Source organism: Ruegeria sp. BA2 (assembly GCF_056539605.1).
Window position 1 is genome coordinate 158756 of the sequence record NZ_JBQFVE010000002.1, and the last position, 15028, is coordinate 173783.

Genomic DNA, 15028 nt, shown 5'->3' on the forward strand with positions numbered 1-15028 from the left:
GTCATTTGTTAGGGAACCGGGCACGCGCCAGGCTTAGGTAGGTTCTCAGCCGGATCGCATTGATCGGCCCCAGAGGCTCATGCTCTGCCGTGACGCGCCAAGGCGAAAAGCTCATCGCGTCGCCATCATGAGGATCAAAGGCTGCGCCCTGGGAAATGGTGATATCCGCAACCGGCGTGACCGAATGGTGGTGAGGGTCGAGCGGCGCATCGGGTTGCGGATCACAAGCCCACCGAATGCGATTATCGAGCGCATCGAAATCTGTGTCGCTGCGTGGCGGCTCAATTACGCAAAGCTCAAATTGATTGTCGCCCTCAGACACATCGTTCCGCAAGTGTTTGCCGATATCGTCAGGGCCATCCACAGGTGTTGTGGGAATGTTGGGCCGTGCGCTGCGTGCCAGATATCTAATCGTCAGATCAGGCCCCAGTCGATAAGGTGTTGTAGACCAGAAATGAACTTCGAACGGTGAGTGCATGTATTTTGATGCAAACTCACTCGCAACGCCGAATTGGCGTTTACCTTCACGGGTGAAGCGGGCGCGAAAGGCTGCGCCCAGGCCTTTGGCCACCAGTTTCAAACTCCATTTTCGCCGTCCCATGAATGCGTGTTGCACCGCTTGTAATGTGGCGACAAGCTTACCTAATCGCTCGTATTCTTCGGGGACATAGCTGGGAAATACATCTTGATCGACCAGTACAAAATCAAACTCGTCGCTGAGCTGCGAGATGCCCAAATGTGCAAGCGCTTCGGCGTCGATCAGCTTGGGTCCGGGCACGTCAAAGAGTTTGATCGCCATCCCGTGCGCATCTGATTTTCGGTCATCAAGATGTGCGCCGTTGGAAAACCGAACTGCGGCCACGTAGCTTGCAGGCTGTTCAAAAAGCCCATGGCGCAGGTGGTCAGGTAAGTTCTTCCTTACAGTGAACGTTGCGGTGACACATCCGTGGCTGCGCCCATGCTGTGCCCTCAGACGACGGCCCTTCCATTGAGCGACAGCCTCGGCATTGTGGTCGATAACATCTTCAACAAGATCTGGGGTTAATCCATTTTGCGAAACATGTGTCAAGTAACCCTCTCCTTGGATAAGCCCAGGCAATGATCAATCACGCGTAAGGTGCAGGCAAAACCATTCCTCTAAATCCGAACAGCTTAACGCAGATTCAGATTTTTCCAACCATGTGTGCCTGTGGAAACGATAAATTCGACATTGGACTATATCACTCGAACAGCTCAAGAACCTAGCGAGCAGGCTCTCATTGAATCAGTGATTGGTCTTATCCGGCCCAAAGCCCTGCAACTGATCACCACAAATCTATTGTCTACCAAAACTATCTGACGTCATCCCCGATGGGACAGTGTAGTTCGATTTGATAAGAGAAGGTTGTTGGCTCATCGTCACTGAAAGTGAGTTGAGATGAGAAAGGTCGAAGCGTCAAGCCTTTGATCCAGTGGATCAAACTTGGCGCATGACCGGAATCAAGCAGATGCACGGTGAGAATGTCGGAATAACATTCGCCGTGTGTAACTCTTTCCGGCAGTTGGTACGCAGAATAGATGAGAGGGACGCAATCAGCTTTCTACAGGAATGGCGCTTTTGAAAGCGGTCTCTTCCACTCACTGCCCTGTTTTATTGGTCCACGGCCCTCGAAAGGTGTTGCAGACTGGACTTTCAACGGCACGGCTTGTCAAGCTCGAACGCTGTGGGCACAAGCCATGGCATGAAATCCACGCGAATGATGATTTTTATCAAATGATAGAAATCGCGATCCCAGCAGGGCATGCAAAGCACACAATGTGTCTCGCACCACACTGGTGCTGGTATCGGAGATTGCCAGCTTTACTAAAGTACAATTTGTTGTCGTCAACTGTGGAGTAAAAAGAAGCGTTCAGCGCGGTCAGATATCAACTGCTCTGCCCATGGCCGAACCCGATACGATGCGCGCTCATATCTTCGGCAAGGACAGCATCGTTACATCAGAGGCCGCGTCGCGCAGCGCATGAATGCTTTCGAGTTCCGGATCATTCAGCCAGTCTTCAACATGCTGCGCCGATGGAAACTCCAAGACTACGCCTCTCGTCGGCTCATGCGCCTGTTGCAGCACCTTCGTTTCCGGGCCGCCTGCAAAAGGTTTTCCGCCGTGTTTGGCAACCGCAGGCCCGCCGACTTTGAAATATTGTTCTAGTTTTTCCTGATCTGTCACCGTCAGGATGATCGAAACATAGTGCGCCATGTGGGGTCTCCATTTCTTTGACGACATCTTTTTCGCACTGCAGTAGCCTGTGAGAAATTCGTCAAATCTGTAAAAGCCATGTACGAAAATAAAAGCCTCATCTCTGACTGGGATACTCTGCGCCTGGTCCTGGCAATCCACAGGCATGGCGGGGTGTCTGGTGCGGCCCGATTTCTCGGTGTTACGCACGCGACGGTTTCGCGCCGGTTGAGCCGCGCTGAGGCAACTGCGGGCACACTTTTCTTTGAACGCCGCCCAGCCGGTTTGACAATGACTGAATTTGGTAGGGCTGTTCTTGCGCAAGCCGAGCAAATGGAACCTGGTATTGATCAGTTGGAACGCCAGCTTATTCGTCAAGACAACGAACTGAGCGGTCCCTTGCGCGTGACGCTGCCTCCTTTGCTAATGATGGACGACACTGCGCAAGACATGGCTCAGTTTGCGCGCGAGCATCCCAAGCTTGAGTTGCAGTTTGTCGGCGACAACCAATTGGCAAATCTGCACCAACGCGAAGCCGACATCGCCATTCGCGTCTCGCACAAACCGCCAGAGACCCTTTGGGGGCGCAAAGTGGCGGATCAGCACGCGGGCTTTTACGCTCAATCAGAATGGTTGCAAGACAGCGCGATTGCTAAAGGCGATCTGTCATCGGAACTACCAGTCATTTCGTTTGTCCATTGGAAAACGCCGCTTCCCAAGATCATACAGCGCTTTTTTCCGAAGGCTTACGTTGTCGCGACGTGCGAAGATATGGTCACAGCCGTCAATCTGCTGCAGGCAGGGTTGGGGGTGACGCGGATGCCGCGTTTTCTTGGTGAGAAACTGGCCGGAGTCGAACGGATCGATGTTCTGCCGTGGGAGCCATACTATCCAATCTGGATGTTGACCCATCCAGAGCTTCGAGATGCACCACGCGTCAAAGCCTTTATGATGTTTATTGCGCCTCGGTTCTCCAAAAGAGCCCGGCACTATCGCGTGCCTGACTAAGGCGCTGGTTGGGCGAAAAATAAACCACCATTCGTTCCCAGGTTTATATAGCGTCCGAGGTTATCCGTCGCGTCATGAGCGCAAAAGGCAAGCGTTGGGCGCGCCGGGACCGACAGGGCAGTGTGGTTACCGCAACTGAACTGTCCTTTATGCCCTTGTCTGAAAGGTATGCCGAGTTAATCCAAGACGCCCAGAGGCATGCTGATCGCGCTCTCGAATCCACTTTACTCCGCGACAAGGTATCGGCCGCTCTGGTTAACCTCAGAAAACTCGTAGCAGACGATACGGCGATTTCAGATTTGATGGCCACCGTACGCAATGCTCTGCGTCGCAAACCAGATGCATATGTAATAGGCAACCTTCTGGCAGATATCTCTGTGGAAATCTCTCTTATAAAACATTCAGATACAGAAAATTTGAAGGCCAATGACCATGAAATTGAGAAGCATAAAGAGGACTCTTTGAATTCGATAGTTGAGAAAGAAAAACGTTCTCAGATTCAAGTTTCTCCAGATCAAATAGAGCGCAGCTTTCCACGCTTGTGCTCCGAACTTCGCTTCGCCCGGGATCAGATGCATTGTGACCGTCTTATGGATGATATCGCCGAATACCTACGACTTGGTCAGACTTGGTATGCTATGAAATCAACACATGGCCCAGCTCTCCGTTTTATGGTTTTGTGAAATATTTTCCAACGAGCGGAGAACATAAGATCTCACCAAGCCTATTTGATTTCTCTGAACTCCAAAATCGATCGGGGAGAAATGCAGCCATTTGCTTTGCTGAAGCAAGATTCAAAGAAACCACAGAAGTGAGGGCCGTACCTATGTAATCTTATCTCGCTCATGAGCTCAGAGCAACAGATAACGTTCATGCCATCATCTATTGAGAATAGAGTGCCAATGTATTGCATTGTAATACATACAGGAAACAGGTGATTGCGATGAGTACCAGCCCATATTCAATCCGTCTCGAAGAAGAATTGAGAAAGTCTCTGGAAAGAGAAGCTGCGATCGAAGATCGGCCGCCTGCGCAGCTCGCTGTACGAGCAATTAGAATGATGTTGGAATCCAAGACCGCAAAACGTGCAGCCATTGATACCGCTGTTGAAAATGCAGATCTAGGTAAGTTCATCGCGGCAGACGAAATGAATGCCTGGATAGACAGCTGGGATACCGAGAATGAGCTCTCGGCTCCGGTCGCAAGCGGGGAATCCAATAGCCAATGAAAATTGTATTTCTCGAAGATACGGCCCGGGACATTCAATGGTTCCGCTACTACCACACGTCGGTTTTTACTGAAGGCAGCGAAAGGGCGCGAGCTCAGCTCAAAGCCATTCAGCTTACTCTAGCAGCCAACCCTTATGCAGGTCACCCAAGTGACGCACGGCAAGCCATACGGGAGCTTTCAATGTCACGATCCCCATTTACGCTAATCTATCGTGTAATGCCCACTCAGATAGAAATTCTGCGTCTCTGGGATACCCGCCAGGGCGCAGACTATTAAAACCCAGAGTCTAAACTGGCGGCATCAGGCGGGCAGGGTAGGGGGCAAGCAATCGAACCAATTTTGTTGTTTGACCTACAACTTCTCCACAGAACCCGCATTGCTGATGGGGTGGATGGCTCCTGCTCTAATCGGCGCCGCAATGCGCCATATTGCAGGTGTCGTTGACTGCTTTCTGAGAGGAGCCACCCCATGCAAGTTACCAGCATTGATCTGTATCTGACCAAGAACGTTTTTCAAGTTCACGGCATTTCTGAGGATGACGCGGTCGTCTTCAATCGTCCGCTTCGGCGTGCACAAGGTCTGTCGTTCTTCGCGAAACTGGAGCCGTACCTGATCGGCATAGAGTCCTGCAGCAGCGCCCATCATTGGGCCCGAGAGCTTACCGCCTTGGGTCGCGACGTGCGTCTTATCCCGCCAATGTACGTGAAGCCTTAAGTCAAACTTGGCAAGTCCGATGCGATAGACGCAGAGGCGATCTGCGAAGCGGTCACGCGGCCGACCATGTGCTTCGTGACGATCAAAACAGTCGAACCACAAGCTCTACTGTCCTTACACCGAGCTCGTGATCTTTTGGTCCGTCAAAGAACATAGCTGATCAATGGCTCGCCTGGATTGGTCGCCGAGTTTGGTATTTACATCCTAAGAAGCCTAGCTCGTGTGATTGGCTTTGCTGAAGAGATAACACTCGGTGAAGCTCTTGATTTAAGCGACATTGCCAACGAAGTGATCCGAAACCTGTCCGAGCAGCTCATTGCTCTGCACTAGAGGGTATGTTGGTACGAAGGACGGTTGAAGCAGGTCGCCAAAGAAGACGCGCGTGTTCGTCTGCTACGCACACATACCTGGCGTCGGCGTTGTTACAGCCTTGGCACTCATCGCCAGCATCGGCGACGGCCATCAGTTCCGCAATGGACGCGAGTTCGCTGCATGGCTCGGTCTGACACCGGCAAACAAGTCCAGCGGAGGGAAAGAGAGGCTCGGTCGGATCACGAAGATGGGCGCCCAGTATCTCAGGCAACTGCTGGTCGTCGGGATGACATCTCTGGTGCGGCAAACCCGGTCACATCCGGAACGCGCAATGCTCGAACGCAAACCCGCTCGGGTTGCCACAGTCGCCATGGCGAACAAGACAGCACGGATTGTCTGGGCCGTTCTCATCCGCAATGCACCTTACAATCTACATATGGTGTGAGTAGAAAAGAACCACGAGCAAGCAAGACCTACGAGATGATGGTGCATAAGTCTGCCGCCAAATTCAGGACACTCCGTCGAATGGCTCGGGTATTGCGGCCCGCAACGCGGATAAGAACTTGGTTAGCGGAACCCATTAGGGCCAGCGATCAAAACCGCGCAAACAGGCCGGACACATGGCTGCTTCTGACAAATGCACACATCAGATCAAAAACGTCTTGCTGTACAGGAGCCATCCTAACATGCCGTTCGCTGCGGGCCATTCCGAGATGGAACAGGTTGAAAAGCCAACAACGTCCTATCTGACGGTGGGAACATGAAGATGTTTTGGAACGCACTCAAGAACTTTTGGATAAAGACCCCATCTAGCTCGCAGTGCGCAGCATGACTGTCGAACATCTCTAAGGCACGATCAAATCGTTTATAGGAGCGACCCACTTCAAAATGCGCCGCTTGAAGAACGTGGCTGCAGAAATGACGCTACACGTCCTTACTAATAATATGACCCGCGTTATAAATCTGATTGGAATGCCTGCCTTGATCGCCGCGATGGAGGCAAAGGCGGTCTCTGCAGTCGAAAAATCTGCCACAGAACCTCTCCAATCGAGCTGGATCACCCAAAATGGCCTCCAAGGTTATTCTGAGACACGAAAATAAAAAATCCAGGAAAACAACCGCACCAAAACTCACAAATTCAGAAAGAGACTAGATCCGGTGCGTTTCCACACAGCCTTTCCGCGTCTTGCTCATTGCCTGACAAATTCTCGCTGCGCCCGGTCCGATCAGCCGCTCTTTGAACCGGTAATGTGGTTCGGTTTCGAGATGACGGATGGCCAGCTTCACCTCTGAGGAAACGTTGCCGCCTAAGGTGATTTAGTAGGGCAAAAACCTGCTAAAACCTTCAAAGTTTTGCCGTTTTCTTTTTGGCGCGCCGCGATTTTGGGATCTGATGCCGGAGCAAACAGGTTCCTACGTTTAGACGACTTGCTCGGCTTTGGGCCAACTGTATTTGCAGGTCAGGAGTATATCTCGCAATAAAGCAAACTAAGCGCGCGACCATGGGTCGGGGTGGTCGGCTCTAGGTCTTCGCGGTAAAGTAGAAGGCGGCCTGATCTGCGGTGCCGAGACGGTTGGTTAATGACGCGATCCGACAAGAACGGCTCCACCCGAATACGACTTGCGTTACGACTGATGCGATTGGTTGGCCCGTATGCGGCCGCATTCCCGCCAGGGTCGCCTCACGCCCGGCAACCACGAAGCTTGTCGAATCAAATGCCACCTCTCTGGTTTCAAACCCCACACTGTCCGCAAGCGCTTTCATGCCCACTGGCGAATAGAGATGCGCATGGCGGGGCGCGTCGAGCTGCACCCAATAGCCTCCGTAATAGCTTGCGCCGAGCGGAATGCAGACAATCAGGACGCCGTTTTGGCCAAGTTTCTCCTTTAAGGCGCGCAAGGCGGTCTCGCCGTCCGCGATATGTTCGAAGGCATGGTGGATCGTCACTAGATCGAAGCTCCCGTCGATATCCTGAACGTCGCCTTTGATCAGCCGGACGGATCCCTATGTAGCATTCTCTGGCAGGAACGGATCAATCCAGGTCAGATTGGTAAACCCCTGATCCGAAAGCTCCTTGAGCCACTTTCCCGCCCCGCGGACCACATTTCTATTGCGGTCGCCTTTGTTGAATCGCGTCGGGGATCTAGTCATTTTTCAACGGCCTGTCAGCCAGACCGGTCAAGATTGCGCGTGCAGATGCTGTATCACGCCGAAGAAGGCTTGCCAGAGATGCCGCCAGCCCCAAACCGAATAGCGCCACCAGCCCCAATGGCGCATAGGTCTGGTTATAGCGTCGCCTGGCCCGCCAGAGATAGTAGGACGACGACGGGCTTCGTGTCCGACCATGGGTCTTCGAACCTGTCGACAACCCTTTCTTGTGGTAGATGATGCTGTTTTCGGCCAGTGCCAGAGAGAATTGGCCTTTTGCCCGGGTAGCCCAATCGATTTCTTCGCAATAGAGGAAATACGCCTCCGACATCAAACCCACAGTCTCCAGAAAGTCTCGCGAGACGAGACAGGAGGCACCCGAGATATACCCCAGTTTCGCTTCCAGAGCGCGCCAGTCGAAATCACCGCTGCGCTTCTTTTCGGCAGCCAGTCGTCTGGAGAGACCGATCATCGGATAACTCACACATCCACCGGCTTCCTGGATGACGCACGGATCTTCATAGTAGCAGATAAGAGAGCCGCAAAGGCCGGCGCCCTCCACAGCCTCTAGACGCGATACCAAATGCGTCAGGGCGTCGGGCTCAACGACCGTATCCGCGTTCAGAACCCAAAACAAATTGAAACCCTCCTCCAGCGCTTGGCGCAAGCCCGCATTGTTGCCGGCGGCAAAACCCAGGTTTGACGAGTTTTCGATCACCGTCAGGTGCGCGTTGGTGGGAGTCTTTGTCAACGGGGCGGCTTTTGTCTTGAAGCCGGGCGGGGTGACGTATTCCGCAAAATCCGGCCGCGCGGGAAGTATACAAAGCTCGCCCCGCGCCCATTGCTGCAAGCGTTCAAGGGATGCATCGCTAGAAGCATTGTCACAAACGAAGATATGGAAGTTCGGATAGTCCAAACGAGCTAGGGACTCGAGGCATTCGATCGTGTCCGCCCAGGCATTCCAATTCAGAACAATAATGGCGACAGCTGAAACCTCGGGCACGGTCTCGCCGTCGGGTGCGATCGTCATATTTTGGCCCTGGCGTTCTCGTCGTCGCATAGGATCATGCTGACGAACTTGCTCCATGTCAGTTCCCTGGCCGATCGACCGACCGCTTCACTCGCGTCTGCCAGATCATCATGACCCAGTCGATCAATGGTTGCGGCAAGATCCGCGGCATCCCCGGTCTTGAAAAGCCACCCGGCCCCGGACGCGCGAAGTATCTCGGCAAAGCCCGGCAAATCGGAGGCGATAATCGGTTTTTGATAGTTAAAGGCAAGCGACACAACACCGGAACCCGAGACCGAGCGATAGGGTAAAACCACCGCATCAGCCCTATCAAACAACTCGGCCATCTCATCATCGCCCACATATCGCGCCAGAAGCTCCACCGAGTGATCGGGCCCGAGACGATCTATCTTGGCTTGGGCTTCCTCCTGAAGCTGCCAGAATTCGCCTGCGATCGTAAGGGAAACGTCGTCTCGTGTCACCAGCGACATCGCATCCAACAGAATATCAAGACCCTTGTAGGGTCTGACCAAACCGAAAAACAAAAGCTCCAGCTTTGATCGTCGCACCAGATGCCCCGTCGCGGTCGGTACATCGTCAAATGTCGGATGCGGAAACACTTCAGCCGGTTTCTTAGGAAACCGGGTCTCCAGTTCATTCGCCAGGGCGACGTTATGGGTAACAAAGCGGTCCGCTGCGCCCAGCTGCCACGAGGTCAGTCGATCCTTCAGCCCGTGTTTCTCATGGTCATAGGCGTTGTGGACGATCATGCAGACCTCACTGCTCGGTGCCGATATCTGGCGTGCGATCCAGCCAAGTGCCGGTGCTACGGCGAATGTCCACGACGGCATGATCAGAGTCGTGGGACTCCAGAGCTGAATTTCGCGCGCTGTTCTTAACCAGGTCAGTGGATTGGGGCCGCTCAGACTTTCAACTACACCGCTTGTCTGGGCACCTTTGTCGATGTCCCGTTCGGACTCGCCGGGATAAAGGACGGCGGGATACTGCTTGGAAAACCCCCATCTTCTAACCTCGATATCTTCGCGCGCCTCGAGGGCGCGTGCTACGGCTTCGGTGTGCTTGGCAATACCACTGCGGATCGGCGGAAATGGTCCGATCACCGCGATCCTTTGGCGATCAACTACTGATTGGGTCAGAGCACGGTTCCTTTTCCTTTCCCACAGCAACCCGATTGGGTGCTGCCTGGACTTAAGGATCACTTCTAAGTCCTAAAAATCACGCCTTCAATCGCCTAGACATCCCAAGCTGCAAATTGCGTTTCGCCTGAGGTTTTCAGGCAGTAATTGCAACAATGATGGATATTTTTTCACTTGCGATACTGCGAAGCGTTCACATGACTGCAGTATGGAACTAGTGACGTTATCGCGGGTGGTAGCAACAAACGACAGGCCAGCCATGATATCGAACCCATTTCCCCCAGAAGGCACTCCGACAGAGGGTCTTGAAATATCTGATAGTATCGGGCCGGGGCACCATGCCTCTTGGCGTGGATCATTGGTGCACGATCGCCCCAGAGCAAGCCCCGCATGCTGATCCCAAGATTGCCCAACGCCGCCCGCACAAAGATCGCCAATGTCGGTTGGATGCTGGGCGAGCGCGCCATAGGCGTTCTTATCGCGTTTTTCGTTATGACCCTCGTGGCGCGCGCGCTCGGACCCGAGGGGTTCGGTGCCTATGTCTATATCTTTAGTGTCACCATGCTTTTGTCGCCGATCGCGCATTTCGGCATGTCTGAAATCCTTGTCCGTGAGAGCGTGGCCCGACCAACAGACCGCCACGCCCTTTTTGGCAGCGCAATGGCACTGACGTCGTTTTTCGCGCTCATCAGTGTCCTGGCCGGGGTTGTAATCGTGGCGGTTTTCGGAGGTCCCTCCGGGGTCACACCCTGGCTCATGCTTCTGGCCTGCTCGCAGTTGATGATCATTCCGATCGAGACAACATGGGCCTGGTTCAAGGCGGACGAGCGAATGGGGCTGGTTGTGATGCCCCGCATCATCGTTGCCCTCGGCATCGCTATTGCCGCGATCTACCTCGTCCAAAAGGGATATGGGCTGGCGGCATTCGTTGCTTTGAGGGCCTTAGAGCAGGCTGGGATCGCGCTTTCGGCACTTCTAGTTTTTGCCTGGGCGACCGGCGCGCTACATCGCCTTAAGGTATCCCGGCACGAGATCCGCCACCTTTTGTCACGAGGGTTGCCGTTGATGATCTCGATGATGGCGACGATCCTCTACATGCGCATCGATCAGGTCATGCTGGGCCAGATGGCCACTGCCGATGAGCTTGGTCGCTACGGGCTTGCGGTGCGTGTATCTGAAGTGGCGCTGGTGGTGCCGATGGCACTTGGCACAAGCTTTTTCGCCAGCATCATCCGCGCCGAGGCGCGCGGCACGCTTCCAGAACAGAGTCAGCGTCTTTACGACGCGATGACGCTTGCGACTCTCCTTGCCGGGGTGATGCTTGCCGTTGCCGCGATCTTCCTCTTCGAGCCGATCTTTGGTCCCGCTTTTGCTGATGGCCTCTGGCCTACTCTCTTTCTCATTTTGGGCCTGCCCTTCTATAGTTGGGGCATTGCGCGGGAAAAGGTGCTGCTGGCGCGGCATCAATACTGGCTCACACCGGTTATTGCGCTTTGTGGGGCCGCGTTGAACATCGGTTTGAACCTCGCGCTCATCCCGCATTTTGGCGGCATCGGTGCGGCCTGGGCCACGGTCGCGACCTTCCTCGCCACCGCCCTTGGCGTCGCCATCATTGTTCCGGCCCTGAGGTCCGAAGCTCGTGGCATGCTGCGTTCGCTCAACCTCTGGCGTGCCACGCAAAGATTGCACCGCGCCCTCGCCTAGCCGTCAAAGCTGTCAGAACCCGGCATAAAGCCGGCCATGAGGCAGTGCGCCAACGTCCTGAACCGCGTCCGTATGCCAGACCAGACGAACATCTGTGCCGACGGGGCCACTTATCGTGACCACTCCGCTCCCCTCGATGATGTCTCCATCCGACACGCGCCTGCCGTCGATTTTCAACGCAACCGGACTTTCCAGACGGTATCGCCCCGGGATAGGCAGCGCGCGTTCTGTCGTTTCGAACTCAATCGTCATTTCCAGACCCGCAAGCCATATGGTGCCGGAATAATGAACGTAAGATGCCCTCAATACGGCCTGATCCTCGGGCAAAAGCGAATATGGAAGATCGATTATGTCAGATGCGGTCATCGTGTGATGGAGCGTCCAGCGATTGGTTAGGAGAAACGGCGGTGCGTGCTTTTCGAGATAGGCGGCCATGACCGGTTCGCCTTTGCCACGATAGCCTTCGATTCCCCAACTCGACATAAAGAAGAGCTCACGTGGGAAGGTCGAGATCATCGCATTGTGATCGATGTAGTGGACGGGCTCGGGAAACAGGCGATGGACCTCGGCAATGGTCGCACGCTGCAACTCGGCATTCTCGCCAAGCGCTTTCATGCCCTGCCAGATGCCACTTACCAGCGAAAGGGCGATGAGGCCCCTCAGAAGCGAACCATGCCCGACGCGCATGGCCCCGAAGGCGACGACCACCATCAGGGGCGGCACGACATAGGGGAAGAAATACGGGAATGCGTTGCGATAGAAAATTACTGACGCGAGAAGCGGCAGTGCAAAGGACACAAGCATTATTCCTCGTCGCAGGCTTCCCGCGCGAAGTATTCCGATGGCCGCCAGAGTGATGGGGCCAAGCGACAGGACTGCCCATAAAAGCGCTGTCTCGGACCGAGGGAAAAATCCCGATTGCACCAATGTCTTACTGGCGGCGGCACTGGCATTGTCCACGGCGCTTGCCTCGGGTGGCGCGGGCAGTGAGGCGACATGAAGCGTGAAAAGAGCTGCCGTGATGAGCAGAGCGATCAGGCCGGCCAACACGATCCGCCCTGCGACAGCGATGCGATCCGACCGCCAGAACAATACACCCAGAAATGCCGGAAGATAAAGCACTGCCTTGATTGTCACCAGAAGTGCAAGCGCGCTCAAAATCGCAACCGCGATAATCTGCCAAAGCGACATGCGCCCTGTCATCATGATCGAAAGCGCCCCCATAAGGCAGGCCGCAGCGACTGGGTCGGCGCGAAAACTGGTGCCATGTGCCAATGCGAAACCCGAGGTTAGGAACGCCAGAACAGCTATATCCGCCGCGCGGCGGTCGCTCAGCTGCGTCGCGATCCGGTGAATGGACCAGGTAGTCCAGGCAAAAAGGCCGGTCATAAACAGTCGGGCCACGAAAATCTGCATCATCTCGTTGCCCGGCACATGCGCAAGCCATCCGAAGACATGCACATAGAAAGTCTGCATCGGGGTTTCGAGACGGCCGGCAAGATTGTCATGGATTCGCGAAAGAAAATAGAATTCGTCCCAGTTGACGTTCCGCATCCAACTCAAGACCACGAGAAGCGCAAATCCGACCAGAATCGCGCCCCGTATCACCCCCGATGAGGTCAGCATGTCTGATCGGCTGGATTCTGGCGCAGCGCCCGACAGTGTCGCCTCAGGAGGCATCGGCCAACTCGGCAATGCGGATCGGCACCGCGTCGCTGCGATTGCGCGGTGCGCGAAGAAGTTCCCGCGCGCGGATGTCTTCCAGCAGGCTCCGGTTGGCCGAGATCAGATCTGCAAGCACGCCGACCGCCAGAAACACCGCCGACATGGCCAGAAGCGCTGCGGCAAGGATCAGCGACTGAATGTGTCCGGACCCATCGCCACTGGCATAAAGGATTAAGAACCGGCCGATGACGATCAGTCCGGGCAGAGCCACAACTGCGGCGATCGTGGAAAAGAATGTCAGCGGCGCATAGATGACGAATACGCGCAGAATCGTCTTGGCAGAGCGAAGAATGTATTCGCGCATTCCTGAAAACAGCCGTGAGGGGCGTGTCACCGTGTTGACCCGTACGGGCACGGACGTCATCGGAATACGCTTCCGCCCGGCCTGAATGATGGTTTCTAGCGTGTAGGTATAGGTATTGATTACGCAAAGCCGCGCCGCAGCGTCGCGTGCATAGGCGCGAAAGCCAGACGGAGCGTCAGGAATAGTGGAGCCGCTGGCCTGCCGGACAACCCAGCTTCCCAGCCTTTGCAGTGCCTTTTTGAGGGGCGAAAAGCTCTCAATTTCTGTGATCGGGCGTGCGCCTACGACGATCTGGGCCTGTCGGTCGAGAACTGGCTGAATCAGTGACGGGATGTCATCTGCACAGTATTGATTGTCGGCATCCGTGTTGACGATGATGTCCGCGCCAAGCGACAGTGCCTCTTCGATGCCGGCGGTAAAGGCGCGCGCTAGGCCCACATTGCTTGCCATGCGCAGGATATGATCTGCCCCCGCTTCTTTCGCGACCTCGACCGTTCGGTCAGTGGACCCGTCATCGATGACCAGAATCTCGACACTTGAAATGCCGGGAATGTGGCGGGGAATGGCCCTGATGGCGGTGGCGAGGGTTTCCTCTTCATTCAGCGCGGGAATTTGAACAATTAGTTTCATGACATCTCTTAGCGAGCATAAAATTGTCCAATGTCTGGCCAGTCTTTATGGCAAGAATGCGGCTTGCTCATGGAATTGTTGCAGTTTTCTGATTTTTTCTCAGGCTTTCGCGTATTGTCGCCAAGCGTGCGACAATCTCGGTCCGCGAAGGGATGCCGATCATTGCGGACCATTTAGGTTCGGGCCGTACGTCGATGATATGGATCCGGCAGCGGGCGAAAACGACCGTTTCAAGCGAAAGGGTTGTGGCAGTGGATTATGCATTGCTTTGAGATCTCTGATCCCACGGATGTGGGGGTAATGGGCAAAGGTCTGATGAGAACTTTCTTTGTCCTTGGACGAAAATCTGATCTTGAATAGGCAAAACTTCGTCAGGACGCCGACAGTAGTTTTTCCATTATGGCAAGTAAACGACTAAGTTCGACTGGATTGGTATAAAATCGTCGCAACCCGCGTCCAGTACCTTTTCCCGGTCACTGGCCATTGCATGTGCCGTAAGCCCACCACAGGGATCGAGGCCGTCTCCGCCGCCGACTTGATGCGTCGCGTCGCCTCCCGCCCGTCAATTTCGGGCAGGCTCAGATCCATCAAAATAACATCAGGGCTTTCATTTCCGGCCATGGACACACCTTCCAATCCGTCCTTTGCGACGACAACTTGAAGCCCTTTACGCTCCAACCGGCGTGACAGCATATTGATATTCATTTCATTGTCTTCTACCAACAGCACTTTAGCCAAATTTCCCCCCTTTTTTCGCATCCGCGCATTTTGACGGCCCACGAGACAGAGCGGTTCCAGATTCATTTCAAAACGTCGACTATGTCGTATGATTGGGCTAGTCGTCTCGGTTGAAGCATCCTTTCACCAATCCAG

Annotated in this window: 13 protein-coding genes and 3 pseudogenes; 8 read left to right on the top strand and 8 right to left on the bottom strand. The window is 54.5% G+C overall.

Annotation, left to right across the window (positions count from 1 at the left end):
• Nucleotide 1 precedes the first annotated feature (1 nt).
• Both ACR0NN_RS05370 and ACR0NN_RS05375 read right to left on the bottom strand, forming a co-directional pair.
• A complete protein-coding gene (locus ACR0NN_RS05370) occupies nt 2-1069 on the bottom strand; it encodes a catalase family protein (RefSeq protein WP_170723069.1) in 1068 nt (355 codons plus the stop codon).
• Between the two features lie 877 nt (nt 1070-1946).
• Complete coding sequence (locus ACR0NN_RS05375; RefSeq protein ID WP_480684060.1) at nt 1947-2381, bottom strand: DUF1330 domain-containing protein; 435 nt, start codon at nt 2379-2381, stop codon at nt 1947-1949.
• Between ACR0NN_RS05375 and ACR0NN_RS05380 the strand changes: the two are divergent.
• The 7 genes and pseudogenes from ACR0NN_RS05380 to ACR0NN_RS05410 all read left to right on the top strand — a co-directional run.
• Nucleotides 2313-2462, top strand: a pseudogene (locus ACR0NN_RS05380) (LysR family transcriptional regulator); the annotation flags it as partial. The gene ACR0NN_RS05375 and the pseudogene ACR0NN_RS05380 overlap by 69 nt on opposite strands.
• 84 nt (nt 2463-2546) lie before the next feature.
• Nucleotides 2547-3221 (top strand): LysR substrate-binding domain-containing protein, encoded by a 675-nt coding sequence (locus ACR0NN_RS05385; RefSeq protein ID WP_480684325.1) that lies wholly within the window; start codon nt 2547-2549, stop codon nt 3219-3221.
• Nucleotides 3222-3283: 62 nt separating this feature from the next.
• Nucleotides 3284-3904 (top strand): helix-turn-helix domain-containing protein, encoded by a 621-nt coding sequence (locus ACR0NN_RS05390; protein ID WP_480684326.1) that lies wholly within the window; start codon nt 3284-3286, stop codon nt 3902-3904.
• Between the two features lie 260 nt (nt 3905-4164).
• Entirely contained in the window at nt 4165-4449 is a 285-nt protein-coding gene (locus ACR0NN_RS05395) for a hypothetical protein (RefSeq protein ID WP_170723077.1), read from the top strand.
• Nucleotides 4446-4727, top strand: coding sequence for a type II toxin-antitoxin system RelE/ParE family toxin (locus ACR0NN_RS05400; RefSeq protein ID WP_170723078.1), 282 nt, complete (start codon nt 4446-4448; stop codon nt 4725-4727). Before ACR0NN_RS05395 ends, ACR0NN_RS05400 begins: the two co-directional genes overlap by 4 nt.
• A 192-nt stretch (nt 4728-4919) precedes the next feature.
• Nucleotides 4920-5922 (top strand): annotated as a pseudogene (locus ACR0NN_RS05405) (IS110 family RNA-guided transposase).
• Nucleotides 5923-6227: 305 nt separating this feature from the next.
• Nucleotides 6228-6479: pseudogene (locus tag ACR0NN_RS05410) on the top strand (IS5/IS1182 family transposase); the annotation flags it as partial.
• Nucleotides 6480-6999: 520 nt separating this feature from the next.
• Here ACR0NN_RS05410 and ACR0NN_RS05415 read toward each other — a convergent pair.
• The 3 genes from ACR0NN_RS05415 to ACR0NN_RS05425 all read right to left on the bottom strand — a co-directional run bounded on the left by ACR0NN_RS05415 (nt 7000) and on the right by ACR0NN_RS05425 (nt 9756).
• The gene (locus ACR0NN_RS05415) at nt 7000-7470 is read right to left on the bottom strand and encodes a class I SAM-dependent methyltransferase (RefSeq protein WP_480684328.1); all 471 of its coding nucleotides are present in this window, start codon (nt 7468-7470) and stop codon (nt 7000-7002) included.
• 151 nt (nt 7471-7621) lie between these two features.
• Complete coding sequence (locus ACR0NN_RS05420; RefSeq protein WP_170723081.1) at nt 7622-8656, bottom strand: glycosyltransferase family 2 protein; 1035 nt, start codon at nt 8654-8656, stop codon at nt 7622-7624.
• The gene (locus ACR0NN_RS05425; RefSeq protein ID WP_170723082.1) at nt 8653-9756 is read right to left on the bottom strand and encodes a glycosyltransferase; all 1104 of its coding nucleotides are present in this window, start codon (nt 9754-9756) and stop codon (nt 8653-8655) included. The genes ACR0NN_RS05420 and ACR0NN_RS05425 overlap by 4 nt, the downstream gene beginning before the upstream one ends.
• Before the next feature lie 426 nt (nt 9757-10182).
• On the opposite strand from ACR0NN_RS05425, the gene ACR0NN_RS05430 reads away from it, so the two are divergent.
• Nucleotides 10183-11496 carry a flippase gene (locus ACR0NN_RS05430; protein WP_480684063.1) on the top strand — a complete coding sequence of 438 codons (1314 nt, stop codon included), beginning with the start codon at nt 10183-10185 and terminating at the stop codon, nt 11494-11496.
• Nucleotides 11497-11508: 12 nt separating this feature from the next.
• On the opposite strand, the gene ACR0NN_RS05435 is transcribed toward ACR0NN_RS05430, so the two are convergent.
• From ACR0NN_RS05435 to ACR0NN_RS05445, 3 genes are all read right to left on the bottom strand, one after another.
• Nucleotides 11509-13122, bottom strand: a complete 1614-nt coding sequence (locus tag ACR0NN_RS05435) for an ArnT family glycosyltransferase (RefSeq protein WP_480684065.1) — start codon at nt 13120-13122, stop codon at nt 11509-11511.
• Between the two features lie 43 nt (nt 13123-13165).
• Nucleotides 13166-14155, bottom strand: a complete 990-nt coding sequence (locus ACR0NN_RS05440; protein WP_170723094.1) for a glycosyltransferase family 2 protein — start codon at nt 14153-14155, stop codon at nt 13166-13168.
• Between the two features lie 414 nt (nt 14156-14569).
• On the bottom strand, nt 14570-14959 hold the full coding sequence (locus ACR0NN_RS05445) for a response regulator (RefSeq protein WP_480684067.1): 390 nt from the start codon (nt 14957-14959) through the stop codon (nt 14570-14572).
• Nucleotides 14960-15028: the final 69 nt, after the last annotated feature.

Bases quoted from the DNA above. Each gene is read 5' to 3' on its own strand.
- ACR0NN_RS05375 (WP_480684060.1), bottom strand. From the start codon at position 2,381: ATGCCTGTGGATTGCCAGGACCAGGCGCAGAGTATCCCAGTCAGAGAT.
- ACR0NN_RS05385 (WP_480684325.1), top strand. From the start codon at position 2,547: ATGGAACCTGGTATTGATCAGTTGGAACGCCAGCTTATTCGTCAAGAC.
- ACR0NN_RS05395 (WP_170723077.1), top strand. From the start codon at position 4,165: ATGAGTACCAGCCCATATTCAATCCGTCTCGAAGAAGAATTGAGAAAG.
- ACR0NN_RS05400 (WP_170723078.1), top strand. From the start codon at position 4,446: ATGAAAATTGTATTTCTCGAAGATACGGCCCGGGACATTCAATGGTTC.
- ACR0NN_RS05420 (WP_170723081.1), bottom strand. From the start codon at position 8,656: ATGACGATCGCACCCGACGGCGAGACCGTGCCCGAGGTTTCAGCTGTC.
- ACR0NN_RS05430 (WP_480684063.1), top strand. From the start codon at position 10,183: ATGCTGATCCCAAGATTGCCCAACGCCGCCCGCACAAAGATCGCCAAT.
- ACR0NN_RS05435 (WP_480684065.1), bottom strand. From the start codon at position 13,122: ATGCTGACCTCATCGGGGGTGATACGGGGCGCGATTCTGGTCGGATTT.
- ACR0NN_RS05440 (WP_170723094.1), bottom strand. From the start codon at position 14,155: ATGAAACTAATTGTTCAAATTCCCGCGCTGAATGAAGAGGAAACCCTC.
- ACR0NN_RS05445 (WP_480684067.1), bottom strand. From the start codon at position 14,959: ATGAATCTGGAACCGCTCTGTCTCGTGGGCCGTCAAAATGCGCGGATG.